Origin of the sequence: Rothia koreensis (genome assembly GCF_004136575.1) — a bacterium.
In the GTDB taxonomy this organism is placed as follows: domain Bacteria; phylum Actinomycetota; class Actinomycetes; order Actinomycetales; family Micrococcaceae; genus Rothia; species Rothia koreensis.
Map to the genome: position 1 here is coordinate 116,845 of NZ_NOIQ01000003.1, position 24,077 is coordinate 140,921.

At 65.5% G+C, this 24,077-nt stretch carries 24 protein-coding genes and 1 tRNA gene; 19 read left to right on the forward strand and 6 right to left on the reverse strand.

Translation table 11 applies throughout. The features are described 5' to 3' along the window. Positions 1–39 precede the first annotated feature (39 nt). From EWU68_RS05110 to ilvA, 12 genes are all read left to right on the forward strand, one after another. Positions 40–1,281: an adenosine deaminase gene (locus tag EWU68_RS05110; RefSeq protein WP_238692332.1), complete on the forward strand. Its 1,242-nt coding sequence runs from the start codon at positions 40–42 to the stop codon at positions 1,279–1,281. After that, entirely contained in the window at positions 1,278–2,099 is an 822-nt protein-coding gene (locus EWU68_RS05115) for a nucleoside triphosphate pyrophosphohydrolase (RefSeq protein WP_129315035.1), read from the forward strand. The genes EWU68_RS05110 and EWU68_RS05115 overlap by 4 nt, the downstream gene beginning before the upstream one ends. A gap of 146 nt (positions 2,100–2,245) precedes the next feature. Continuing rightward, the gene (gene eno, locus EWU68_RS05120; RefSeq protein ID WP_129315037.1) at positions 2,246–3,538 is read left to right on the forward strand and encodes a phosphopyruvate hydratase; all 1,293 of its coding nucleotides are present in this window, start codon (positions 2,246–2,248) and stop codon (positions 3,536–3,538) included. A 111-nt stretch (positions 3,539–3,649) separates the two neighbouring features. Further along, positions 3,650–4,288 carry an FtsB family cell division protein gene (locus tag EWU68_RS05125; RefSeq protein WP_129315039.1) on the forward strand — a complete coding sequence of 213 codons (639 nt, stop codon included), beginning with the start codon at positions 3,650–3,652 and terminating at the stop codon, positions 4,286–4,288. Between the two features lie 42 nt (positions 4,289–4,330). Next, positions 4,331–4,933, forward strand: coding sequence for a DUF501 domain-containing protein (locus EWU68_RS05130; protein WP_129315041.1), 603 nt, complete (start codon positions 4,331–4,333; stop codon positions 4,931–4,933). Positions 4,934–4,948: 15 nt separating this feature from the next. After that, the gene (locus EWU68_RS05135; RefSeq protein WP_129315042.1) at positions 4,949–5,920 is read left to right on the forward strand and encodes a Ppx/GppA phosphatase family protein; all 972 of its coding nucleotides are present in this window, start codon (positions 4,949–4,951) and stop codon (positions 5,918–5,920) included. A 3-nt stretch (positions 5,921–5,923) separates the two neighbouring features. Next, positions 5,924–7,369, forward strand: a complete 1,446-nt coding sequence (locus EWU68_RS05140; protein ID WP_129315043.1) for a S8 family peptidase — start codon at positions 5,924–5,926, stop codon at positions 7,367–7,369. A gap of 99 nt (positions 7,370–7,468) precedes the next feature. Next, complete coding sequence (locus EWU68_RS05145; RefSeq protein WP_129315044.1) at positions 7,469–8,854, forward strand: NAD(P)/FAD-dependent oxidoreductase; 1,386 nt, start codon at positions 7,469–7,471, stop codon at positions 8,852–8,854. Between the two features lie 79 nt (positions 8,855–8,933). Continuing rightward, a tRNA-Leu gene (locus EWU68_RS05150) sits at positions 8,934–9,007 on the forward strand. Between the two features lie 165 nt (positions 9,008–9,172). Beyond that, the gene (locus EWU68_RS05155; RefSeq protein WP_129315045.1) at positions 9,173–10,024 is read left to right on the forward strand and encodes a Bax inhibitor-1/YccA family protein; all 852 of its coding nucleotides are present in this window, start codon (positions 9,173–9,175) and stop codon (positions 10,022–10,024) included. A gap of 106 nt (positions 10,025–10,130) precedes the next feature. Continuing rightward, a complete protein-coding gene (locus EWU68_RS05160; protein WP_129315046.1) occupies positions 10,131–11,489 on the forward strand; it encodes an AI-2E family transporter in 1,359 nt (452 codons plus the stop codon). 55 nt (positions 11,490–11,544) lie between these two features. After that, positions 11,545–12,795 (forward strand): threonine ammonia-lyase, encoded by a 1,251-nt coding sequence (gene ilvA, locus EWU68_RS05165; protein ID WP_129315047.1) that lies wholly within the window; start codon positions 11,545–11,547, stop codon positions 12,793–12,795. A gap of 128 nt (positions 12,796–12,923) precedes the next feature. Here ilvA and greA read toward each other — a convergent pair whose 3' ends face one another. After that, positions 12,924–13,424, reverse strand: a complete 501-nt coding sequence (gene greA / locus EWU68_RS05170) for a transcription elongation factor GreA (protein ID WP_129315048.1) — start codon at positions 13,422–13,424, stop codon at positions 12,924–12,926. Between the two features lie 175 nt (positions 13,425–13,599). Continuing rightward, positions 13,600–14,013, reverse strand: a complete 414-nt coding sequence (locus tag EWU68_RS05175; RefSeq protein ID WP_238692333.1) for a DUF4307 domain-containing protein — start codon at positions 14,011–14,013, stop codon at positions 13,600–13,602. 201 nt (positions 14,014–14,214) lie between these two features. On the opposite strand from EWU68_RS05175, the gene mca reads away from it, so the two are divergent. Together mca and EWU68_RS05185 are read left to right on the forward strand one after the other, a co-directional pair. Then, positions 14,215–15,132 (forward strand): mycothiol conjugate amidase Mca, encoded by a 918-nt coding sequence (mca, locus tag EWU68_RS05180; protein WP_238692336.1) that lies wholly within the window; start codon positions 14,215–14,217, stop codon positions 15,130–15,132. Continuing rightward, positions 15,129–15,530 (forward strand): hypothetical protein, encoded by a 402-nt coding sequence (locus EWU68_RS05185; protein WP_129315050.1) that lies wholly within the window; start codon positions 15,129–15,131, stop codon positions 15,528–15,530. The genes mca and EWU68_RS05185 overlap by 4 nt, the downstream gene beginning before the upstream one ends. Before the next feature lie 25 nt (positions 15,531–15,555). Here the strand turns inward: EWU68_RS05185 and trhA are convergent, their stop codons facing one another. After that, complete coding sequence (gene trhA, locus EWU68_RS05190; RefSeq protein WP_129315051.1) at positions 15,556–16,275, reverse strand: PAQR family membrane homeostasis protein TrhA; 720 nt, start codon at positions 16,273–16,275, stop codon at positions 15,556–15,558. A gap of 194 nt (positions 16,276–16,469) precedes the next feature. Here trhA and EWU68_RS05195 point away from each other — a divergent pair, with 194 nt between their 5' ends. From EWU68_RS05195 to EWU68_RS05205, 3 genes are all read left to right on the forward strand, one after another. Continuing rightward, positions 16,470–17,231 (forward strand): isoprenyl transferase, encoded by a 762-nt coding sequence (locus EWU68_RS05195; RefSeq protein WP_129315052.1) that lies wholly within the window; start codon positions 16,470–16,472, stop codon positions 17,229–17,231. Positions 17,232–17,234: 3 nt separating this feature from the next. Beyond that, positions 17,235–17,756: an A24 family peptidase gene (locus tag EWU68_RS05200; RefSeq protein ID WP_129315053.1), complete on the forward strand. Its 522-nt coding sequence runs from the start codon at positions 17,235–17,237 to the stop codon at positions 17,754–17,756. A gap of 63 nt (positions 17,757–17,819) precedes the next feature. Continuing rightward, complete coding sequence (locus tag EWU68_RS05205; protein WP_129315054.1) at positions 17,820–18,305, forward strand: NUDIX hydrolase; 486 nt, start codon at positions 17,820–17,822, stop codon at positions 18,303–18,305. Here EWU68_RS05205 and EWU68_RS05210 read toward each other — a convergent pair. Continuing rightward, positions 18,236–18,874 (reverse strand): hypothetical protein, encoded by a 639-nt coding sequence (locus tag EWU68_RS05210; RefSeq protein WP_178980172.1) that lies wholly within the window; start codon positions 18,872–18,874, stop codon positions 18,236–18,238. The two genes, EWU68_RS05205 and EWU68_RS05210, sit on opposite strands and share 70 nt — an antisense overlap. A gap of 67 nt (positions 18,875–18,941) precedes the next feature. Between EWU68_RS05210 and EWU68_RS05215 the strand changes: the two genes are divergently transcribed. Next, positions 18,942–19,541, forward strand: coding sequence for a TetR/AcrR family transcriptional regulator (locus EWU68_RS05215; protein ID WP_129315055.1), 600 nt, complete (start codon positions 18,942–18,944; stop codon positions 19,539–19,541). Positions 19,542–19,727: 186 nt separating this feature from the next. On the opposite strand, the gene EWU68_RS05220 is transcribed toward EWU68_RS05215, so the two are convergent. After that, positions 19,728–21,473: a pyruvate dehydrogenase gene (locus EWU68_RS05220; RefSeq protein ID WP_129315056.1), complete on the reverse strand. Its 1,746-nt coding sequence runs from the start codon at positions 21,471–21,473 to the stop codon at positions 19,728–19,730. A gap of 475 nt (positions 21,474–21,948) precedes the next feature. On the opposite strand from EWU68_RS05220, the gene EWU68_RS13000 reads away from it, so the two are divergent. Then, on the forward strand, positions 21,949–22,104 hold the full coding sequence (locus tag EWU68_RS13000) for a hypothetical protein (protein ID WP_165162101.1): 156 nt from the start codon (positions 21,949–21,951) through the stop codon (positions 22,102–22,104). 101 nt (positions 22,105–22,205) lie between these two features. Here the strand turns inward: EWU68_RS13000 and EWU68_RS05235 are convergent, their stop codons facing one another. Beyond that, positions 22,206–24,071, reverse strand: coding sequence for an MDR family MFS transporter (locus EWU68_RS05235; RefSeq protein WP_156265453.1), 1,866 nt, complete (start codon positions 24,069–24,071; stop codon positions 22,206–22,208). Between the last annotated feature and the right edge of the window lie 6 nt (positions 24,072–24,077).

Here is a 24,077-nt window from a genome sequence, read left to right on the forward strand (position 1 = left end):
CCCGAGGATGACCGTGCGGATGACTCGGCGGCTCGTCCCGTGAGCGCCCAGGTGGTGACGCCGTGGCCGGAACCGGCCCACGATGAGGGATGGTTCGCGTCCCTCCCGAAGGTCTGCCTCCACGACCACCTGGACGGCGCGCTGCGCCCGACAACCGTGATCGAGCTGGCGGCCGAGATCGGGCACGAGCTTCCGAGCCATGAGCCGGCCGGGTTGGAGCAATGGTTCGCAGAGGCAGCCGATTCGGGGTCTCTCGCGCGGTACCTCGAGACCTTCGAACACACCGTCGCGGTCATGCAGTCCGTGTCGGCGCTCGAGCGTGTCGCCCGCGAGTACGTTCTGGATTCGGCGACCGACGGCGTCATCCACGGCGAGGTTCGGTGGGCGCCGGAGCAGCATCTGGGCTCCGATCTGAATCTGGACACCGCGATTCAGGCGGTCGACCGGGGCCTTCGCGCAGGGGAGGCGGAAGCCGCCGACCGCGGTCGACGCATTTCGATCCGTCAGATCATCTGCGCGATGAGGCAGAACGATCGTTCGCTCCAGGTCGCGGAAGCGGCGGTGCGGAACAGGGACCGCGGCGTCGTGGGATTCGACCTGGCCGGTCCCGAGGCCGGTTTCCCAGCCTCGGAGCATCGGGCCGCACTCGAGCACTGCGCGCAGAACTTCCTTCCGGTCACGGTGCATGCCGGCGAGGCGGACGGGCTCGCATCGATGCAACAGGCCTTGTTCGACGGCAGGGCATTGAGGATCGGTCACGGGGTGCGCATCGCGGAGGACCTCAGCCCCCGCGAGCCGCGCGGAACGTTGGGAGAGAACGTTTCCCGGTTGCCCCGCCGTCGCGATCTTTCGCCGCCGCCCGCGACGGCGGTCTATGCCCTCGGACCCCTCGCGTCCTGGGTCAGGGACCGGAGAATTCCCCTGGAACTGTGCCCGTGTTCCAACCTTCAGACCGACGCCGCCCCGAGCCTCGACGCGATCGGCCGGGACTACCCGGCGGGGGAGCGGCCCAGGGCCAAGAAATACTCGGACCACCCCTTTGAGCTGCTCAGGGAACTCGGATTCGCGGTGACGGTCAATCCGGACAACCGACTGATGTCGAGGACCTCCATGACCCACGAGTTCATGGAACTGGCCGGGGTCTTCGGATACGACCGCGAGGATTTCCTGGCTCTGACCGTGACCGCCGCCGAGGCCACGTTCCTCTCGGCCGGCGACCGTGACGATCTCATCGAGCGCGTGATGGCCGGTTATTCCGATGCCCCGGTGGTCGGGTCATGACGCGCACCGACCACCGCTTCGAGGCAGCTTCCGGAGACGACCGGCCGACGGCCGGGTCTGCCTTCGCCGACCTGGTGGTGCTCATGGACCGGCTCCGGTCTCCCGGAGGGTGCCGCTGGGACGGCGAACAGACCCACGAGTCCCTCGTGCGGTACCTGATCGAGGAAGCCTACGAGGTCGTCGAAGCGATTGAGACGCCGGGCGGCGTCGACCGGGCGCTGCTGCTCGAAGAACTGGGCGACGTCCTGCTCCAAGTCGTCTTTCACGCACGGGTTGCCGAAGAAGCCGAGGACGGCTTCTCGATCGTGGACGTCATCGAAGCCCTGAACGCGAAGATGGTCCGCAGGCACCCGCACGTGTTCGAAGAACGGGCAACCACGGACGGCGCCCAGACGGGCACCTCGGACGACGACGGCCTGGAAGCCCTGACTCGACGGTGGGACGAGATCAAAAAGGTCGAGAAGCCGGACCGCAAGGACCCGTTCGACGGCATCCCTCCCGCTCTGCCGGCGCTCGCCCTGGGAGAAAAGACGCTCAACAAGGCCGCCAAAGCAGGGCTTGCCCTTCCGACGGACGCGGCCCCGGCGTCGCCCGTGGAACCGGTGCGGGAACCCAGGACACAGGAACCGGGCGAGCGGCCTGCGCGGCAGGTTTCACCGGAATCGGTGGTCCCCGGGTCCGCCGACGAAGCAGAGCAGCGGATGGGACGTGATCTGTTGCGGATGGTGGCCGAGGCGCGGGATCTCGGGGTCGATCCTGAACGGGCCCTGCGGCGTGCCGTCAGGGAGTACGTGGCGCAGAACCGTGGGAATGCCTGACTTCATGTCCGATTGTGTGGGAATTCGATACGATGGCCCTGGGTATCGGTGCCGTCACGGGGGACAAGTTCAGAATTTCCCACAAACTCACTAGGCTCGGTATCGAAGAGCCAATTCATCCTTCACGATTTTCTAGGAGCATTCAGATGGCTATCATCATCGACGTCCACGCGCGCCAGATCCTCGATTCCCGAGGCAACCCGACCGTCGAGGTCGAGGTTCTGCTCGATGACGGAAGCTTCGGCCGCGCGGCCGTGCCGTCCGGCGCCTCCACGGGTGAGTTCGAGGCGGTCGAGCGTCGTGACGGGGACAAATCCGTCTACCTCGGCAAGGGCGTTCTGGACGCGGTCAAGGCAGTCATCGATGAGATTTCCGAGGTCGTCATCGGCATGGACGCGGCCGATCAGCGGGCCGTGGACGCCGCAATGCTCGAGCTCGACGGAACCGACAACAAGGCCAAGCTCGGAGCCAACGCGATTCTGGGAGTTTCCCTGGCCGTGGCGCGCGCGGCGGCCGAAGCCTCCGACCTTCCCCTCTACAAGTATCTCGGCGGACCGAATGCGCACGTTCTGCCGGTTCCGATGATGAACATCCTCAACGGCGGGTCTCACGCGGACTCCAACGTGGACATCCAGGAATTCATGATCGCCCCGATCGGCGCCCCGACCTTCGCCGAGGCGCTGCGCTACGGTGCCGAGGTCTACCACAGCCTCAAGTCCGTGCTGAAGGATCGCGGCCTGGCCACGGGGCTGGGAGACGAAGGCGGTTTCGCCCCGAACCTTGACTCCAACCGCGCCGCACTCGACCTGATCGTCGAAGCGATCGAGAAGGCGGGCTACGCTCCGGGCAAGGACGTGGCTCTGGCGCTGGACGCCGCCTCCTCCGAGTTCTACAACAAGGAAGACGGCACCTACTCCTTCGAAGGCGGCCGGAAGAGCGCCGAAGAGATGACCGCCTACTATGGCGAGCTCGTAGACGCCTACCCGCTCGTCTCGCTCGAGGACCCGCTGGACGAGGACGACTGGGAAGGCTACAAGACGATCACCGAACAGCTGGGCACCAAGGTCCAGATCGTCGGCGACGACCTCTTCGTGACCAACCCGGAGCGCCTCAGCAAGGGCATCGAATCCGGCGCCGCGAACGCCCTGCTCGTCAAGGTCAACCAGATCGGTTCCCTGACCGAAACCTTCGACGCCATCAGCATGGCGCAGACCCACGAGTTCCGTTGCATGGTCTCGCACCGTTCCGGGGAGACCGAGGACACGACCATCGCGGATATTGTGGTCGCGACCAATTCGGGCCAGATCAAGAGCGGCGCGCCCGCCAGGTCCGAGCGCGTGGCCAAGTACAACCAGCTCCTGCGCATCGAGGAAGAGCTCGGTGCGGCCGCCAAGTACGCGGGCGCGGCTGCCTTCCCGCGCTTCAACGCCTCCAAGTGATTCCTGCGGGATGACCGCTCCGACGCCCCGCCGGGTTCCGCCCGGCGGGGCGTCTTTCGGTAGAGTAAGGGCTCGAAAGCTTCTTCCCCCGCTCCGAGAGGTTCGATCGCTATGAAGAATCCCTTCTCCGCGGTATCGCGCCGCCTCCGTTCCGGGCAGGCCCGGTCCGAGGGGACCTCCACGGGGGACCCGGCCCAGGACCCGGAGACACCGGGTGCGGGCGGGTCGACGGCGAAGGAGCCGTTCGGATTCGGCTCGTGGCGGCAGCGCCGCGTGGTCGAGCGTGCGGACGAGGAGGACGCCGCCACGTCTGACGAGAACCAGATGGGCCGCGAGGACTGGAGCGACGTCGAAGAGGCCCCAGAACCCGTCGCAGCCAGGTCCTTTTCGGGACGAACGGTTCTGCTTCTGCTGATCGTGCTGGCGCTGGTCGTCCCCCTGGCGCCCACGGTGCACCGCTATTTTGCTCAGCAGGCCGAGATCAACAGCCTGGAACAGCAGATCTCGGGGCTCAAGGACGAGCAGAAGGACCTCAAGGACCAGAAGGACCGCTGGAACGACGACGACTACGTTCGCCAGCAGGCCCGGGAGCGCCTGTCCTACGTCAGCCCCGGCGAAACCCCGTACATCGTGACGGGCAAGGACAAGACCAGCGATCAGGCGGACGATTCGTCGGCCGAGGCGGTCATCTCGAGCCCACCCTCCTGGGGCGAGAATCTCTGGTCCTCGCTGTCCCAATCCGCCGAGTGATCCCTTGGCAACCGTGAACGATCTATCCCGCGAAGGAATCCGGTGACTCAGAATCCAGCCCCTCACCAGCCTCGAGGGTTCGGCGCGAGCCGGGACACCCTCGCACCGACCGAGACGGACCTGCTGGTCCTCTCCCGGGAGCTGGGGCGTCCGGTGCGCGACGTCGTCGAGATCCCGGCGCGTTGCGTGTGCGGAAATCCGCTGGTTGCCGCCACGGCCCCCCGCTTGTCCAACGGTTCCCCGTTTCCCACCGTGTTCTATCTCGCCCATCCGGTCATCACGCAGGCCGCCTCACGGTTGGAGGCCGCGGGGCTGATGTACGAGATGACCGACCGGATCGCACAGGACGACGAGGTCGCGGACGCCTACCAGGCCGCGCACCGGAATTATCTGGCGGAGCGGGAGAGGGTCCGTCTCGCGTCCGGTACGGATCCCGTGCCCGAGATCGAGGGGATCTCCGCCGGAGGGATGCCCGAACGGGTCAAGTGCCTGCACGCGGTCCTCGGGCACACGCTCTCGGTCGGCACGGGCATCAATCCTTTCGGGGACGAGACCTTTCGCGCGATCGAACAGTGGTGGACCCCGGAACGCTGCGCGTGCGACCCCGCGTGGCGCCGTGACGAAGATTTGCCGAACGAGTCCTGAGGAGTACGAGAGAACATGCGCGTCGGCGCCATTGACTGCGGTACGAATTCCATTCGCCTTCTCATCGCGGACGTCAAGAAGGCGTCCTCGGAAGGGGAACCGCCCGTCGTCACCGACGTCGTCCGCGAGATGCGCGTCGTGCGTCTCGGGGCGGGGGTGGACGCCACGGGCTGGCTCGCCCAGGACTCCTTGGACCGCACCTTTGCGGCTGCCGAGGAATACGCGCGGTTGATCGAGAAGCACAAGGTCAAGCACGTGCGGATGGTCGCGACCAGCGCGACCCGCGATGCGGGGAATCGTCACGCGTTCGTCGAAGGGATCAACCAGCGACTCGGCGTCGTTCCCGAGGTGATCTCGGGATCGGAGGAAGCCGAATTGTCCTTCCGGGGCGCGGCCGCAACCATCGGGCCCGTGGGCGAGGGCCGGGACCTGGTGGTCGACGTGGGCGGCGGTTCCACCGAGTTCGTTCTCGGGGACGCCTCGGGCGTGCTCGCCTCACGGTCGGTCAATATCGGTTGCGTGCGGCTGACCGAACGCCACCTCAGCTCGAATCCACCGACGGACGGCCAAGTGCGCATGCTTCTGGGCGACGTCGACGTCGCGGTCACGTCCGTTCTCGAAGCCGTCCCCGTGCGCACGACCACGAGGCTGGTCGGCGTGGCCGGATCGGTCACGACCCTGACGGCCTACGCCCTCGGACTCTCCGAATACGACGCCGAGCGCATCCACGGCAGCGAGCTGAGTATCGACGCCGTCTCGTCGGCCGCCGAGGCCCTGACTCGCATGACCCGTGCCGAGAGGGCCGACCTCGGCATCATGCACGAGGGACGTGCCGATGTCATCGGGGCGGGCGCGCAGATCTGGGCGCGGATCGCCGAACGGGTCGCCGAAATCACCGACGGCGCGGTCACCACGTGTCTCGCCAGCGAGCACGACATCCTGGACGGCATCGCGTTGTCCGTGGCCGAGGCACGGAAACGGACCTGAACCATGATGCGGCACGGTTGGGCCCTTCGGTGGCTCGCGGCTCTGGCGGTCGTCACGATCGCCTCGACCGTTCCGGTCGCGGCCGCCGAAGCTGAGTCGGGACCTTCCGCGCCGTCGTCGTCCGACCGCACGGACGAAGAAGTCAGGAAGCGGGAGTACTGGCTCGACGAACTGGGAATCCGTTCCGCGTGGAAACAAGCGACCGGCAAAGGGGTCAAGGTCGCGGTGATCGATACGGGCGTCGATGGCAATCACCAGGACCTCTCCGGCAATGTTCTGGACGGCAAGGACGTCTCCGGGGGAGGCAGCCCGGACGGCTGGAAGCCGGTCGGCGCCGAACCGGAGCACGGAACCCTCGTGGCATCGATGATCGCCGGACACGGCCACGCCGGGCATGGGGGCGATGCGCAAACTGGAGGCGAGCCCGGCCAGGGACTCGGAATGATAGGTATCGCCCCCGAGGCGACCGTCGTCCCGATCTCGGTCTGGCTGGGCACGCAGAATCCGGGGAACGTGTCGGTCGAGGACCAGATTCCCCGGGCCGTCGAGGAAGCGGTCGACTCCGGGGCGAAGGTTGTGAACCTCTCGGTCGGTTCGTCGAAGACGGACTGGCCCGAGTCCTGGGACAAGGCATTCCAGTACGCCCAGGACCACGACGTCGTGGTGGTCGCCTCGGCGGGCAACCGGGGGTCGGGTGTGACGCAGGTGGGCGCCCCATCGACCATCCCAGGGGTGGTTTCCGTGGGCGGCGTGGACCGCCAGGGCAAGACGTCCTGGGACTCCTCGGCGCAAGGGATCTCCCTGGCCGTTGCGGCACCGAGCGAAGACCTCATCGGTGCCCTGCCGAACAACAAGTACGGTCTCTGGTCCGGTACCTCCGCCTCGGCACCGATGGTGTCGGGTGTTCTGGCGCTGATGAGGCAGAAGTACCCCGACGAGTCGTCCGCGCAGATCATTCGGCGTCTCATCGACACGGCCGAGGACCGCGGAGACAAAGGCCGGGACCCGCAGTACGGATACGGGATGGTCGACCCGATGGCGGCCCTGTCGCGCGATGAGGACGTGTCCGGCACACGCAAGAATCCTCTGGGATCCGTGGAGTCCTGGGCCAAAGTCCATCGCCGGGCGGATCCGACGGACGAACCCAGCGAGCCCCCTGCCGAAGAACACCGGGCGGGGGAGCGCATAGCCCCCGTGGCAGCCCCTGAGCCCGCGCCGGGAAACCACGTGAATCTGCTGTTGCCGGTCGGCCTCATCGCTGCCGTGGCCGGATGGATGTGGTTGCTGGCCTCCGGAACGGTCGCTCGGCTGCGTCGCGTGCTGGGGTCGCCACCCCACCCGCCGATGCGCATTCTGGCCGAGAGTCTGGGCTGGACCCGGCGGCGGACGAAGGCCGAACGCGGCGAAAAGAAAGAACGCAGGTCAGATTTCTGGGGCCCGAGGCAATAAATCGGTGAAATCAGAATGGCGGCGTAAGGTCTTTGGTGACAACATTGGGAGTCGAGACCCTCGCAGTCCACGTGTATCCAAGGGAGTAGCATTTCTACCATGTCTTTTAACCAAGTTGCGAATGACCGCCCTCGTATTCTCATCGTCGGCGGCGGGTACGTCGGCTTCACCGTTGCCAGCAGGATCCAGAAGGCCATCAAGGCTTCGGGCGGCGTCGTGACCGTGGTGGATCCCAACCCCTACATGACTTACCTTCCCTTCCTGCCCGAGGTGGCCGCCGGAAACGTCGAGGGGCGCCACGCGACCGTGCCGCTGCGCCAGCACCTCCAGGACTGCGAGATCCTGGGTGCCAAGGTCGAGAAGATCGATCACGAGTCCAAGACGGCCACCGTGCGCGGCAACGACGACGGCGACACCTACGAACTCAAGTACGACCAGGTGGTCATCGGTGCGGGCTCCGTGACCCGCGCCTTCCCGATCCCCGGCCTGGCCGAGAACGCGATCGGCATGAAGAGCATCGAGGAAGCCGTGCACGTCCGCAACTGGGTCCTCGACCGCATCGAGACCGCATCCTTGCTCAAGGATGAGGCCGCTCGGCGTCGGGCACTGACCTTCGTGGTGGTCGGCGGCGGCTTCGCCGGTGTCGAGACCATCGCCGAGCTCGAGGACATGGCTCGGGCCGCGGTAGCGCGCAACTCGCGTCTACGGGTGTCCGACCTCCGTTTCGTGATGGTCGAGGCCATGGGCCGCATCATGCCCGAGGTCCCCGAGGACCGCGCCGAGTCCGTGGTCGCCCACCTGCGTTCCCGCGGCATCGAGGTTCTGCTCAACACCTCCCTGGGCGAGGTCGACGGGGACACCTGCAAGCTCATCAACATGGGCGACAAGTCCCCGGCGGGCGAGGTCGAGACTCAGACCCTGATCTGGACCGCCGGAGTCATGGCCGCACCGTTCCTGAAGCAGTCGACGCTGCCGATCGACGAGCGCGGACGTGTCCGGGTCGGCGCAGACCTGCGTGTGACCGGAGACGACGGCGTCGTCGAAGGTGCCTGGGCGGCAGGCGACAACGCCGCCGTTCCGGACCTGACCGGCAAGGGCGTCGGCGGCTTCTGCGTTCCCAACGCCCAGCACGCTTCGCGTCAGGCCGTGACCCTGGCCGAGAACATCATGGCCGCCCGCAATGGCGGAGAGCTCAAGGACTACTACCACGAGAACCTCGGTGCGGTCGCCGGACTGGGTGCCTACAAGGGCGTGGCCAACATCAAGGGCCGCTCCTTCGAGGGGCCCCTGGCATGGCTCATGCACCGTGGCTACCACGGGATGGCCATCCCGACCGTCGAGCGGACCACGCGCGTGGCAGCGAACTGGGTGCTCAGCACGGTCTTCGGCCGGGACACCTCGCCGATCCGGAACGAGCGGACCCCGCGCCGGCCTTTCGAGGAGGCCACGGGTATTGCGCCGAAGGAAGAAAAGGCGCGCATCTGATCCATGATCCCGTCCTCGTGACGATCGACAGCTGAACTATGCACCCCGCACTTTCCTAGGAAGGTGCGGGGTGCGTTTCGCCCCAGTAGCCCAATCGGCAGAGGCAGCGGACTTAAAATCCGTTCAGTGTGGGTTCGAGTCCCACCTGGGGCACCGCGCACCGCTCGACGCTCTCGCCCGAGAGCGGAATCCCGGGCTCTCGCCTGCCGCCGACTGGCGGAAATCTGTAGAATGGAGAAAATCCCGGGTTCGCACGGGCCGAGCAGCTCGCAGTGTCGGGCAGTTCGGGAGTCCACCGCTTGAGAATCGAGGAATCCCATGGGACGTGGAAATCCCCTGATCAGGCGCATGAACAATGATGCGCAGCGAAATGACCATGCTTATGCCGGCCAGTCGCAGTACGGCCGGAATCCCAACGCTCCGCACGGCGGCGGTGACGCCGCATACGGGCAGGCTCCGAGCGCAGCCTCCCTGAACCAGATGTACAACGCACCCTCGGCCACCCCTGCCGACACGCAGCGGGCCACGATGGACGACGTCGTCGTCAAGACCCTCAGCATGCTGGGCCTCATCGCCGTCGGCGGTGCGGTCGGTTGGTTCCTGGGCGGCATTGCGGCCCTCTTCGGAATCATCGGCTTCGTGCTCGCCCTGGTCGTGATCTTCAAGCGCAAGACCTCGCCCGCGCTCGTGATGAGCTACGCGGTCTGCGAGGGACTTTTCCTCGGCGGCATCTCCCGGGTCTTCGAAACCCAATTCGGCGGCATCGTGCTGATGGCCGTGGTCTCCACGCTGGTCGTCTTCCTCGGAATGCTCGCGCTGTATGCGAAGGCCGGGGTCCGCATTACCGGCAAGGCGGCGAAGGTCCTGGCCATCGGGATGGTTGCCTACCTCGTGTTCATCGTCGGCAACCTCATCTTCGGGGCCTTCACCGGTTCGTCGATGCGGGACGTCACCGTTTTCGGGATTCCGCTCGGGATCATCATCGGCCTGTTGGCCGTGGTCATGGCCTGCGCGTGCCTCATCCAGGACTTCCAGAACATCGACAACGCCCTCCGCGCGGGAGTTCCGCAGAAGGAATCGTGGCGACTGGCCTTCGGCCTCATCGTGACCCTCGTGTGGCTGTACGTCGAGATTCTGCGTCTGCTCAGCTATTTCATGCCACGAAATTAGCCGCATCATCTTCGGGGCGCATCGTCCCCTGGCGCGAGGCCTCGCCCTTTGGGCGGGGCCTCGTTGTTGTTTCCCCTGATCGCAGCCCGCCCGTATGATGAAATCCATGAGCTCTCGTTCGAACGTGACAGCAGACAACATTCCGGAAGTCCACCTGGACGCGAAGGACTCGTCCGATCGTCCGTCCGGCGCGCCGGACATTCCCTTCGCGCTGAATGTCGCGGCCGCGTGGTCGTGGAGGGTCATCGTGATCCTGGCTATGGCCGCCGCTCTCGTTTACCTGTGCCGCTCGGTCAGTACGGTCATCGTGGCCGTTCTCGTGGCCGCGTTGCTGGCGGGGCTGCTCTCGCCGTTCGTGCTCTGGTTCCGCAGCAAAAAGGTCCGGGCCGGGATCGCCACCGCAATCGTCGAGCTCGGCGGCATCCTGGTGGTGCTGGGGCTTCTGACGCTCGTGGGACAGCAGCTCATCAAAGGATTCACGGAGCTCTCGGACCAAGTGGTGGTCGGCTATCAGAAGCTCATGAGCTGGCTGTCGGATGGGCCCCTGCAGGTGTCGGTCGACCAGATCGACCACGCCGTCAGCTCACTGACCACCACGGTCAAGGAGAACTCGAGTCAGCTCATGAGCGGGGCGGCGGCCGTCGGCTCGACCGCCGGCGAGGTCGGCACCGGATTGCTGATCATGCTCTTCACCCTGATCTTCTTTCTCCTGGAGGGAGAGAAGATCTGGCTCTTCCTGCTCAAATTCGTGCCCAGAAAGGCCCGAACCGCTGTTAACGGTGCGGGACGCCGCGGCTGGCATTCCCTGGTCTCGTACGCCCGTGTCCAGGTCCTGGTGGCCTTCGTCGACGCCGTCGGGATCGGCCTGGCGGCCTTGATTCTGGGCGTGCCGCTCGCATTCCCCCTGGGCGTGCTCGTGTTCCTGAGCTCGTTCATCCCGGTCGTGGGAGCGCTCGTCTCGGGTGCTGTGGCCGTGCTCCTGGCCCTCGTCGCCAATGGGCCGATCAATGCCGTGATCATGCTCGCGGCGGTGTTGCTGGTGCAGCAGGTCGAGTCGCATATTCTGCAGCCGCTGGTCATGGGCAAGGCCGTTTCCCTCCACCCCTTGGCCGTCGTGCTCGCGGTCGCCCTGGGATCCATGGTGCTCGGCATCATCGGAGCCCTGTTCGCGGTTCCCGTGCTGGCGGTCGTCAATACCGTGGTCCGTTATCTGGCCAATCGGGAGTGGGAGACCGACCCGAACATCCGCACCACGCCGTACGCTTTCGACTGGGAGATACAGCGTGCGCAGAAGAAGTCGGCCGGCCAGAAGGTCAAGGACAAGTTCTCGTCGGTGGGCAAGAACCAGGGCAACGGACCGGACGACGGCTCTGCCGGGGCCGGGTCCCCGGACCAGGACGCACCCGAGGTCCAGAACTCGGACGACCGCGCCGGCCGCTCGACCGGCTCGGCGACCGAGCAGTAGCCTGGACGGTGGGCCACAACCCACTACCTCTACCGTCCGCAGTAAGGATGAATCAGTGACTCCCTTGGAAGATCTTCCTGTCCACGTCGAGGACATCGAACAGGCCACACGGCTTGTGGAGGGAACCATTGAGAAGACCCCCATTGCGCACTCACGGGCGCTGGAACGCAAGATCGGTTCCCCGGTCCATTTCAAGTGCGAGAACCTCCAGAGGTCGGGTTCTTTCAAGGTCCGTGGGGCGTACAACCGGATAGCGCAACTCAGCGACGCAGACAAGGCCTCAGGAGTCGTCGCGGCCTCGGCCGGCAACCACGCTCAGGGCGTTGCCCTGGCGGCGTCGAAACTGGGGATCACGGCGCGCATCTACATGCCCCAGGGCGCGGCCCTCCCCAAGATTGCGGCGACCCAGGACCACGGGGCGGAAGTCATCCTCCATGGCGACACCGTGGACGAGGCCCTGGCCGAAGCGCAGCGGTACGCGGACGAGACGGGCGCCGTCTTCGTGCATCCCTTCGACAACAAGCACATCATCGCGGGTCAGGGGACTTTGGGCGCCGAGATCATCGAACAGGTCCCGGACGTCGACACGATCATCACCGGCGTGGGCGGCGGCGGTTTGCTGGCCGGCGTCGCCGTCGCGGCCAAGAGCCACGAGGCCAGGACAGGAAAGAAGATTCGCGTCATCGGCGTCCAGGCCGAGCACGCGGCCGCATACCCGCCGTCCCTGGCCGCGGATGCTCTCGTTCCTCTCAAGAAGGTATCGACCATCGCCGACGGCATCGCCGTGGGACGCCCCGGACAGATGCCGTTCTCGATCATCAAGGAACTGGTCGACGACGTCGTCACCGTGTCGGAGGACGACCTGGCCCGGGCCCTGATCTTCCTCATCGAGCGCAACAAGCTCGTGGTCGAGCCGGCAGGAGCGGTCGGCGTCGCGGCCCTCATGAACGGCAAGCTCAACGAGAAGTTCGGCAATCTTGGCTCGACCGTATGCCTCCTTTCGGGCGGAAACATCGACCCCATGCTGATGCTCAAAGTCATCCAGCGTGGTCTGTCCGCCGCGGGACGGTACCTGACCGTCAAAATCATGCTGACCGACCACCCCGGCGAGCTGAGGGACATTTCCCGAATCATCTCGGAGTGCGACGCCAACGTGACCGGTGTGGACCACACCCGCGTCGGCGGTTCCTTGTCGATGGGGGACGTCTCCATCACGATCGACATGGAGACCAAGGGGGAGGAGCACAGCAACGAGGTCCTCCAGGCCCTCGAAGCCGAAGGCTTTACCCCGATGGTCGTCGGCTGAGAAACCCGTCGGCGGCCGGCGCGGTCCATGCGGATCGCGCGATCTACCGCAGTTTCTCCCCGAAGCAAAAAAATCCGGTCCCGCACCTGGCGGGACCGGATTTTTTGTATGACGTCCGGATCGAAGGATCAGTAGGGCTTGGCCGACAGAACCTTGAGGGGGATGTCCTTGCCGTTCGGGGCCTTGTAGGACAGTTCGTCGCCGACCTTGTGGCCGTGGATGGCCTGGCCCATGGGCGACTTCTCGGAAAAGACCTGGATGTCCTGGTCGCCGACGAGGGTCTCTGCCACCTCGCGGCTTCCGAGAAGGAAGGTCAGCTTCTTGCCGCCGATTTCGGCCTCCACGAGCATGCCGGATTCGACGACGCCGTCGTCCGCGGGCTTGGCGCCGACCTCGGCGTTCTCGAGGAGGTAGCGCAGCTGGGAGATGCGGCCCTCGTTCTTGCCCTGCTCTTCCTTGGCCGCGTGGTAGCCACCGTTCTCACGCAGATCGCCCTCGTCGCGAGCGGCTTCGATGCGATCGACGATGTCCTGGCGTTTGGGGCCCTCGCGCTCATCGAGTTCCGCCTGCAGGCGGTCGTAGGCTTCCTGAGTGAGCCACGTGCCGTTTTCGGTGGTTTCTTCTGACATGATGTCTCCTTGGTGCGACGCCGCAGCCACGGACGTTCCGTGGTGGTTCCAGCGGGCGAATTCCCTCCTGCGCGGCGTCTGTACGGATAGATAAAACCCGCCCGGGCAAACCCGTGGCGGGAGACGTCAAGATTCTATTGTAGCTAGTGACGTACGGAACTGAAAACCTGCCGACTCAGCCGGCTGACCAGCAGGATTCCACGGTCGCGGTGTGGGCCTGGGATGTGGTGCGCAGGTTGACCCGATGGGACGACGTGTCGTTGCTGAGCTGGTCCGCGGGAACCTTGCCGATGGTGATCTCTTTCCACCCGACGATCGCGTGCTGGTCATTCAGGGCCTGGATCGCGCAGGTCACGGTCTCGTTGTCGTCCTTGGTCAGCTCGAAGTCCATGGTCACCGAGTCGGCACGAGAATCGTCGAAGCTGACCTCCTTGTAGGAGGGGGCGTGGGAATTGCCGTAGGCCAGCCATGCCACGAACGCCATGCACACGACCACCGCAAGGGCCGTGACGGCCCACCACGTGCGTTTGGAGAGGTGACGCGCAGAACGGCCCTTGCCGTAACGCTGGTCTAGAGTGGGAGTGGTCAATTTTCGACGAACCTGTTCATAGTCTGCGGGACCGTTCGGCCGGCACGCGCACGGACGTGGAGCGCGGCGAACGGCGGCCGGGAATTACTCTCTACTGTATCGAAAAGAATGAGGTGTCAGTACGTGACAAGCGCTCAGGAATCCGGCGCGACGCAACCGACGGGCTCGGCGCAGCACCAGCTCGACTCGGACTGCACGGGCCTGAGGATCCTTGCGGTTCACGCCCATCCCGACGACGAATCCAGCAAGGGTGCGGCGTCGATGGCCGCTTATGCTCGACGTGGTGCCCGCGTGATGGTTGTCTCGTGCACCGGAGGGGAACGCGGATCGATTCTCAACCCCGGCGTCGAGGAAAACCGAAGGTCCCACTGGGACCTGGCCGGGTTGCGCCACCGTGAGATGGCGGGAGCCCGCGAGGCGCTCGGCGTCGAGCACCGGTGGTTGGGATTCATGGACTCCGGGCTGCCCGAGGGCGATCCCTTGCCGCCTCTGCCTTGGGGATGCTTTGCGAAGACCCCGCTCGAGCGTGCCGCTGCGCCGTTGGTCCGCATCGTTCGGGAATTCCGGCCGCACGTTATTCTGGCCTACGACGAGAACGGTGGGTATCCGCACCCCGACCACATTATGGCCCACAAGGTCGCCGTCGAGGCGTGGGAGGCTGCGGGCGATCCCCGCCGTTACATCGCCGAGGGGGACGCTTGGGAGCCGCTCAAGCTCTACTACGACCGCGCCTTCGACGTCGCCCGTTTCAAGGCCCTGCACGAGGCCCTGGAAACGCGAGGCATGCACTCGCCGTTCGCCGAACGCATTGCCAGGTTCGCCGAGTCGGAGCCCGAAGGTGCGCCGCCGGTGTCCCGCCACCAGACCACGACCCGCATTCCGTGCGCCGACTGCTTCGACGTGCGTGATCAGGCCTTGAAGTCCCACGTGTCGCAGGTCGACCCGGACGGTTTCTTCTTTGCCGTCAGCAACGACCTCCAGCGCGAGATCTGGCCGTACGAGGACTACGTGTTGGCCGCGAGCAGGGTCGAGGCGAACCTTCCGGAGTACGACTTCGCAGAAGGCATTGATTACCGCCAGACGCCGGAGACCCGCAGAGGAAATGACCAGACCGCATGATGCTCGTCAGCCACACCGTTCTCAACGCAACCACCCGGATCCTCGCCGACGGCGAGTCCCCAAGTCTCAAGCCCGGTCTTGATGCCAATCAGGTCTCGCCGGGGGTCATCGGCTTCCTGCTGACCCTTCTGCTGGCGGTGCTCATCATCTTCGTGGCGCTCGACCACACCCGTCGCCAGCGGCGGCTGAAGAACCGGTTCGACTACGCCATGGCTCGTGAGCAGGAGGAACGCGAAGCCGCAGAGCGTGAGGCGGAAGCACACGGTGGCCGGTCCGGCGAGGCTTCCGAAACGCGCACCGGTGGCTCCGCCCGGGATGTCTCGGCGGTCGACGAATCGGTGAAGGACTCACCGAACGACGACGCCGCGAACGGAACGGGCCGCGGCCCGAGGGACTGACACGAGCCCGCGTGGCGGATGCGTATCAGGCGTACAGGGAGAACACCACGCCGGTGTAGTGACTCGCGAATCCCAATATCGTGCACGCGTGGAACAGTTCGTGGAACCCGAAGACCCTGGGGGAGAGCACCGGCCGTTTGAACGCGTAGAAGACCGCTCCGGCGATGTAGAAAACGCCCCCTGCGCAGATCAGCAGCGTGGCCACGGGACTCACCGACCAGAAGTCACCGAGGAAGAACAGCGCCATGAGGCCCATCACCACGTACAACGGGGTGTAGAGCAACCTCGGGGCGCCGGTCCAGAACACGCGGAACACCACGAGCAACAGCGCACATCCCCAAATGGTCCAGAGCAGGATCTCCGATTTCGGAGGGCCGAGCATCGTGACGGCCAAAGGCGTGTACGTCCCGGCGATCACGAGAGAAATATTGGAATGGTCCAGTCTCTTGAAGAACATCCGTGCTTTCTCCCGCCAGTAGCCGCGGTGGTACATCCCGGAGACACCGAAGAGGACCACACTGGTCAGGGCGAACACGGCACACGCGGCCGAGCGGGCGCCTCCGCCTGCCAGAACGATCAGGACGATTCCGGCCGCAAAGGCCACCGGGGCGAACGAGGAATGGAGCAGCCCGCGCCACAGGGGCTTGCGCTCGACGGCCTCATGGAAGCGCTCGGCCGCCGCATTGGCGACGCCCTCGGCCTTGTCCGTGGCCGACCGCACGGTGGAGTAGCGCGAGGGATCCATGGCTGCTGGGGTCCTTTCATGAACGGGCTAGTGATATGCAGTCTATGAGCAACGGTTGCGAACCACCTGTGAGGCTGTGGACACGGATCTCGGAGGTCACCAGGAGAAGGTACGGTTAAGTCACAAAGGGATTCCGGCCAATCATCCCTGTGGCAGGGGGTCCCAGCATATGCCGCCTCGGACAAAGGACCATTATGAAGCTAGTCAAGCCTCTGTACAGCGTGTACGAGCGCAACCTGGCGGCTTCGATCCCCTCCGAGCGCTTGCCGCACCACGTCGGAGTGATGGTGGACGGGAACCGCCGGTGGGCGGCCCTCATGGGCCAGACCACCAAGCACGGTCATCAGAAGGGTGCCGAGAGGATCATCGAATTCCTCGGGTGGTGTCGTGAACTCGGTATCGATGTGGTCACGTTGTACATGCTCTCGACCGAGAACCTGAAGCGCCCCGCTTCCGAACTCGGTGACCTCGTTGGCGTGATCGACGATCTGCTGCGTGAGCTCGGGGAAAGCCGGATCGCACGGCTCCAGCCGGTCGGGGCACTGAATCTTCTTCCCGACGGACTTCCGGAGACCGTGGCGAGCGTGACCGAGCAGACCGCCGACGTCGAGGGCCTGCACGTGAACATCGCGGTCGGCTACGGCGGGCGGCAGGAAATCGTCGACTCTGTCCGCGAACTCCTGAGCGACGCCGCGCGGGAGGGCCGCGACATCTCCGAGGTGGCGGAAAGCCTCACCGCGGACGATATTTCCAGTTACCTCTACACGCGCGGTCAACCGGATCCTGACCTGGTGATTCGCACCTCGGGGGAGCAGCGGCTCTCCGGATTCATGGTGTGGCAGTCCGCATACAGCGAATTCTATTTCTGTGAGGCGCTCTGGCCCGATTTCAGGCGGGTGGACTTCCTCCGCGCGCTGCGCGACTATGCGGGACGGCAGCGCCGCTTCGGATCCTGACCCGTGGTCGCGCTGATCGGCTCGTGGTGGCACGAAGGGGCGCGCGGCTTTCTGTCGGCTTCCCTGGGGTCGGCTTGCGTGGTCATGTACTTGCTCTGCGTCGGCCGGTTGAGCATCGTCGACGTCCTCCATCACCGGTTGCCCCGGGCATGGGTCCATCAGTTGACGCTGGTCCTGGGGCTGGGTCTGCCCGCTTCCGCGCTGTGTGCGGGTGAGCCTGCGCGTGTGCTGACCTCGGCGGCCGGTGCGCTGGGGACGGGACTTCTCTACGGCACGGTCAGGGCCTTGTCGCCGGGCTGGCTCGGCAGGGGAGACGTCCGCCTGGCGCCGGCCCTTGGTGCGGCCTGTGGGTTCGTGGCGCCGGGCCACGCGGTGGCGGCAGTGGTGCTGACATTTGGCGCGTGCGGGGCCTGGGGCACGTTCCTCGTGCTCAGCCGCCGTGCCCGGCCCCACGATCGCATCGCGATGGGTCCATGGATGAGCGGATGCTCGACCCTGGTCTGGCTCGCGCTGCCGCCGACCTGACGTCCCCTCCCGCGGGTAAGGTGGGCACGAATGCCGACGTCGCCGCCCAAGGAGTACGGACCCATGCCCACCCCGGAATTCATTCTGTCCCTGCGCGAGAAGATCGGGCACGACCCCCTGTGGATGCCGGGCGTCACGGCCGTGGTGTTCAACGAAGGCGGCCAGGTGCTGCTGTGCCGTCGGTCCGACAACGGTGCCTGGACCCCGATCACCGGCATTGTCGACCCCGGAGAGGAACCCGCGGTGACGGCCGTGCGCGAGGCGGAGGAGGAGGCCGGCGTCGTGATCGAGGTCGAAGGCCTGGCCTCGGTCAAGGCCAACCCGCCGCAGACCTTCCCCAACGGGGACCAGGCCCAATTCCTCGACCTGACCTTCCGGTGCAGATACGTTTCCGGCGAGGCACGGGTGAACGATGAAGAATCCAGCGACATGATGTGGGCCGATCTCGACGACCTGCCCCCGATGAACGATCGCATGCTCTACCGGTTGCGGTCGGCGTCCGAATTCTCGGGAAGGACATGGTTCTCGCTCGACGGGCTGGATACCTGACCGTCGGTCGACCTTTCTCCGTTCTCCTCCGTGCGAGGGGCACGAGGAGGCCAGATGGTGTAGCTGATCGTGATGATGAGGTCGACGACGACGACAATGCGGACCACGTGGAAGCTCTGGGACAGGGCCTTGGTCTTCTCCGGGTCTCCGACGAGCCAAATCATGCCCGCCAGAAGCGCAGACGCCACGGCCGCGGCGATCCACGTCAACAGGGTCGTTCGCCATGAGTACGCGGTGTACTGCCGGCCATAGAGCTTGGGCGGGGGACCGGGGCGTTCGTCGGACCCGTATCGACGGGCAAACTTGCGGTCGGCCCAGGTGATCAGCCGGTGACCGTAGGCCACGGAGAATCCGATGTAGAAGGCGGACAGTGCGTGGGCGGAGGTGGCATGGCCGCCGGAGCGCAGGTCCACGACGGTGGCACCCAGCAGGACCAAGTCGACGAGGGGAGCCATGGCGATGAGCCCCAGACCCCATCGTGGTTGTCGCGCAAGATATCGCAGCGCCAGACCGGACAGGAGAAACACCCAGAACCCGATCTCGCAGGCGATGATGATGGCCAGGATCATAAAGCCCCTTTGAGGTGGTACGCCCGTGCTACTCCGAAAGTAGCACAGATGTACTACCATAAGGAACGTGCCGAAGAGAATCGATATGCAAGCCCGCAAGGAACAGCTGGCCGCAGCCGTGTGGAACACCATCGTCGAGAAGGGCATCGGAGCGGTCTCGGTGCGTACGGTGGCCGAAACGGCCGGCGTCGCGGTGGGTTCTCTGAGACACGTGTTTCCCACCCGGGCGGAATTGATCGAATTCTCCGCCCGGCTCATGATCGACAAAGTCTCTGACCGCGTGGCCGGCCTCGAACCGACCGGCGACGAGCGTGCCGACGCCGTGGAGACCCTCTCCCAGTTCTTGCCGTTGGACGCGCAGCGGCGCGCCGAGCTGGAGGTCAATCTCGCGCTGATCGCCGAGACCCCTGCCCTGCCTGAACTGCGGGGCATTCGCGACGATGCGACCCGGGCACTGCGGGCGGCTTGCGTCCGGCTGGCCGAGCGAGTGAGGGGAAACACCGTGAGCTTCGAGGAGGCCCTGGCCGGGCGGGGAGATCAGCGTCGGGGCGCGACGCTCCACGCGCTCGCGGACGGCCTGGCACTGCATCTTCTGGTGGATCCTGCCGCCGAGGAGGAGGCTCTGGCCATCGTGCGCGCCCAGATCGATACGCTGGCCGAGACGTAGAGGGTCGGGCGGGGCGACGGCGAGGGGGCGAGAGCCCTCGCCGCTCGGATCGTTGCCCGGGGAATGCCGAGCCCACCGTTGGGGGAGAAACGTGCCCGACGACCGGGTCCCGGACACACAAGATCCCGGCCGGCTCCGAGAGCGAACTCGGTAGTCGACCGGGATCAGTGAACCTTACGCGGGGGTCTACCTCAGCGCGTTGATGTTGCGCATGTTCGAGCGTGCCATCGACACGGCCTCACCCGCACCGCGATTGAACACGATCTTGGACATCGCCGTCGCGAACCCGAAGACCATGCTGTTGTTGATCTGCGGCGGGATCGACAGGGCCTGCGGATCAGTGATGATCTCGACGACGCTCGGGCCCTTGTGAGCCAGAGCCTCTTCGTAGGCTTTCTGAAGCTTCTTGGGGTCGGTCACTCGCACCCCGTGGAAGCCCATGGCCTTGGCCACATCGGCGTAGTTGATGTCCGGAACGTCCACGCCGAAGTCCTGGAGGCCGTCCATCATCATTTCCATCTTGACCATGCCCAGCGTGGAATTGTTGAAGACCACGATGTTCAGGGGAAGTTGGTACATGGCCGCCGTCGCGAGCTCACCCATCAGCATCGAGAGACCGCCGTCGCCGGACATCGAGATGACCTGACGATTCGGGAACGCGACCTGCGCGCCGACTGCCTGCGGCAAGGCATTCGCCATCGAGCCGTGCAGGTACGAGCCGAGCAGGCGGCGGGTCCCGAGCGGGTTGATGTACCGAGCGGACCAGACGTTGCACATGCCGGTGTCTGCGGTGAAGATCGCGTCGTCGTCGGCGACCTGGTCAAGCAACGAGGCCGCATACTCCGGGTGGATCGGCTTGTGCTTCTCCACGTTCCGCGTGTAGGCGCCGACGGCCTTGTTCATGATCGTGTCATGGCGCTTGAGCAGCTTCTCGAGGAACTTGCGGTCCTTCTTCCGTTCGACCAACGGGAGGAGCTTCTCCAGCGTTTCGAGGACGCTGCCCTCGATCTGCAGGTCGACGTCGGTGCGGCGACCCATGTGCTCCGGTGCGATGTCGACCTGAATGGTCTTGGTGTCCGGCAGGAACTGGTCGTAGGGGAAGTCCGTGCCGAGCATGATCATCAGGTCGGCGTCGTGGATGCCCTCGGCGGCCGCGCCGTACCCGAGGAGGCCGGTCATGCCGACGTCGAACGGGTTGTCGTATTGGATGAAGTCCTTGCCGCGGAGCGAGTGCCCGATGGGGGCGGCGACCTTGTCGGCGAATTCGATCACGGTGTCGTGGGCGCCCTTGGCACCGGCACCGACGAACAGAGCGATCTTGGACGCCTTGTTCACCTCGGCGGCGAATTCCGCGATCGTCGCCTCGGAAGGCACCTTGGGCGAGCGGCGCAGGGTGCCGATGGCGGGGGCGTCGACCGATGCGTCCTCATCGGCGAGATCGCCGGGGAGCGTCACCACGGAGACGCCCGAACGACCGACGGCGTAGCGAATGGCGGTCGAGAAGACCCGCGGAGCCTGATCGGTGGTGGAGACGAGCTCGTTGTAGACGCTGCACTGTTCAAACAGGCGGTCCGGGTGGGTCTCCTGGAAGTAGCCCTGACCGATCTGGGCACTGGGGATGTGGGAAGCGATGGCGAGGACCGGAGCCTGCGAGCGGTTGGCGTCGAAGAGTCCGTTGATGAGGTGCAGGTTGCCCGGACCACAGGAACCCGCACACACCGCGAGTTCACCGGTCAGCTGCGCCTCCGCGCCGGCAGCGAATGCGGCGGCTTCCTCATGGCGCACGTGAACCCAGTCGATACCGCCCTTGCGTGCACCGCCCGTGGCGCGCACGGCGTCCACGATTGGGTTCAAGGAGTCCCCGACGATGCCGTAAATGCGGTGAACACCGGCCTCGATCAGTTGCTTCACGATCTGTTCTGCGAGTTTCACTGTTCCTCGATTCCTTGTCGATCGGATTCGACCTAACTCAATCACGCTTCTGCACACTTCAACCAGGGTCCAAAACGCACTATTCCGCTTTTTTCGCGCTTGAGGGTGGAATCACAAGGGTGTGTGAACCGGAGCCATCGTGGGGACGCGCGGCGTCGCGGGTGGGCGGCGCGCGAGGTGGTGCCGGCGGCGCGCGAGGTGGTGCGGGCGGCGCGGGCGGCGCGCAAGGTGGTGCGGGCGGCGCGAAGTGGCAGTTTTGTGCGCTTTTCGGGCGGAAAACTGCACGAAACTGCCACTTCGAGTGGTGGTGGCGATGGCGGGGCGATGGTGGGGCGCTTTTACGAGGGGGTTACCCGAATCGGAGGTGTTTGCCCCTGTTAGGTGGCGGTGTGACCGCCACCTAACGACGGGAAAGGCCACAAAAGCGGGTAAGGGCCACCGAACCTTGAACCATTCGCAGCTTTCGAATGGGTTTTTGTTCCGGCAACCCCCTCTGAGTCGGGTAACCACCACGGAACCGGGAGTCGGCGCCAAATGGGACCATCCTCACCAGTACCAGTACCAGTACCAGTACCAGTACCAGTACCAGTACCAGTACCAGCACCGGCACCGGCGTCATGCCTCGATATGAGGTGCGGTGTGTACCCGTCCCGGGCACGCCCCTCCCCAAAAGCCCTAGTCACCTCATGGAGGGGGGCAACCAGAGGGGGGGGGGCGCCCAGGACGTTCCTCCTAGCCCGAGTGGTGCTCGCCGTGCTCGGCCGGAGCGGCGTGGCGCGGCCGGTACCCACCCGAGCCGGCGTCCTCGGCCGAGCCGGCATCCGCGTCCGAACCGGTAGCGGCGTCGGCCGAACCGGTAGCGGCGTCGGCCGAGCCGGAGGCCGCGTCGGCCGATCCGTCCGCAGGCTGACCCTCCGGATCATCGGCCCGAGTGTCATCGTCGGAGGAGTGGATGATCGGTTGCGACGCCGTCACGACCGGGAAGCCTCCCGTGGCCAATTGCTGGTAGGCGGCTTCCGCCTCCTCGCCGTCGACGGCTTCGCCACGAGCGACCATGCCGGATACCGAGCGGAGCGGGATCTCCTTGAGGAAGAACGCCAGGACGAAGGCCAGAGCCATGAACGGCAACAGGTACCAGAACACCGGCGCCAAGGAATCGGCGTAGGCCGTGACGATCCCGTCTCTGAGGAAATCGGGCATGTCGTCGAGCATCTGCGGGGTCAACGACGACGCCGAGTCGGCTCCTCCGCCTTCAGCGGCGGCGGCCTGTGCAGCCTGCGGCGGAAGCGAGTTGAAGACGTCGGTCAACTTGGTCGACAGGTGGGAGGTGAACATGGCACCGAAGATGGCCACGCCCACCGAGGATCCCATCTCGCGGAAGTAGTTGTTCGCACTCGTCGCCGTGCCCAACTGGGTGAACGGAACCGAGTTCTGAACGACCAGGACCACCACCTGCATGATCAGCCCGAGGCCGAATCCGAAGCAGAACAGCATCGAGCAGACGACCCACACCGGGGTGTCGGCGCTCAACGTGGTCATCCAGATCATGACCATGGAGGTCACCAGGGTGCCCACGATGGGGTAGGCCTTGTACTTCCCCGTCTTCGAGATGAGATTTCCGGAGAGGATCGAGGTGAGCATCAGACCGGCCATCATCGGGAGCATGAGCAGGCCCGATGCCGCGGCGGAGGTTCCGGTGGACATCTGCAGGAAGGTCGGAATGAACGCGAGGGCCGCGAACATGCACATGCCGAGGAAGAACCCGATCGCGGTGGCCACGATGAAGATGCGGTTCGTGAACAGGGAGAGCGGAATGATGGGGTCGCTCGCCCTGGACTCGATCAGCACGAAGACGAGCCCGGCCAGGAGTGCTCCGGCGCCCCACATCCAGGTCTCCATCGCCTGCCAGCCGTGGCTGTCCGATCCGCCGAAGTCGGTGAAGAAGATCAGGCACGTCGTGGTGATCGAGAGGAAGATGACGCCCAGAACGTCGATCCGGTTCTCCGGGCGGTGCGAGGGCAGGCGCAGGAAGACGACGGCCACGAGCAGGGCGAGGACCCCGAGCGGGACGTTGACGTAGAAGCACCACTGCCAGCTCAGGTGGTCGACGAAGAAGCCGCCGAGCAAGGGAGCAATCACGGCAGACATGCCGAAGACCGACCCCATGACGCCCATGTACCGGCCGCGTTCCTTGGCGGGGATGATGTCGCCGATGATCGCCTGGGCGAGGATCATCAGCCCGCCACCACCCAGGCCCTGGACGGCGCGGAAGATCACGAAGAACCAGAAACTCGTGGCGAGGGAAATGACGAGGGACGCACCGGTGAAGATCACCAGCGCGATCAGGAAGAGATTGCGTCGCCCCAGGGTGTCGCCGAACTTGCCGTAGATCGGCATGACCAGGGTCGAGGCGAGCAGATAGGCCGTGGTGACCCAGGTCTGGTGCTCGACGCCGCCCAAGTCACCGACAATGGTCGGCAGGGCCGTCGACACGATGGTCTGGTCCATGGAGGCCAGGAACATGGCCACCAGAAGTGCGGCGAAGATGGTCCAAATGCGCCGTTTGGTCAGCAGAAACTTGCCGTCGGCATTCGTCAGCTTCTG

Bases quoted from the DNA above. Each gene is read 5' to 3' on its own strand.
- EWU68_RS05115 (WP_129315035.1), top strand. From the start codon at position 1,278: ATGACGCGCACCGACCACCGCTTCGAGGCAGCTTCCGGAGACGACCGG.
- EWU68_RS05155 (WP_129315045.1), top strand. From the start codon at position 9,173: ATGGGACGTGGAAATCCCCTGATCAGGCGCATGAACAATGATGCGCAG.
- EWU68_RS05185 (WP_129315050.1), top strand. From the start codon at position 15,129: ATGATGCTCGTCAGCCACACCGTTCTCAACGCAACCACCCGGATCCTC.
- EWU68_RS05125 (WP_129315039.1), top strand. From the start codon at position 3,650: ATGAAGAATCCCTTCTCCGCGGTATCGCGCCGCCTCCGTTCCGGGCAG.
- EWU68_RS05195 (WP_129315052.1), top strand. From the start codon at position 16,470: ATGAAGCTAGTCAAGCCTCTGTACAGCGTGTACGAGCGCAACCTGGCG.
- greA (WP_129315048.1), bottom strand. From the start codon at position 13,424: ATGTCAGAAGAAACCACCGAAAACGGCACGTGGCTCACTCAGGAAGCC.
- eno (WP_129315037.1), top strand. From the start codon at position 2,246: ATGGCTATCATCATCGACGTCCACGCGCGCCAGATCCTCGATTCCCGA.
- EWU68_RS05135 (WP_129315042.1), top strand. From the start codon at position 4,949: ATGCGCGTCGGCGCCATTGACTGCGGTACGAATTCCATTCGCCTTCTC.
- trhA (WP_129315051.1), bottom strand. From the start codon at position 16,275: ATGGATCCCTCGCGCTACTCCACCGTGCGGTCGGCCACGGACAAGGCC.
- EWU68_RS05145 (WP_129315044.1), top strand. From the start codon at position 7,469: ATGTCTTTTAACCAAGTTGCGAATGACCGCCCTCGTATTCTCATCGTC.
- EWU68_RS05210 (WP_178980172.1), bottom strand. From the start codon at position 18,874: ATGATCCTGGCCATCATCATCGCCTGCGAGATCGGGTTCTGGGTGTTT.
- EWU68_RS05160 (WP_129315046.1), top strand. From the start codon at position 10,131: ATGAGCTCTCGTTCGAACGTGACAGCAGACAACATTCCGGAAGTCCAC.
- EWU68_RS05140 (WP_129315043.1), top strand. From the start codon at position 5,924: ATGATGCGGCACGGTTGGGCCCTTCGGTGGCTCGCGGCTCTGGCGGTC.
- EWU68_RS05205 (WP_129315054.1), top strand. From the start codon at position 17,820: ATGCCCACCCCGGAATTCATTCTGTCCCTGCGCGAGAAGATCGGGCAC.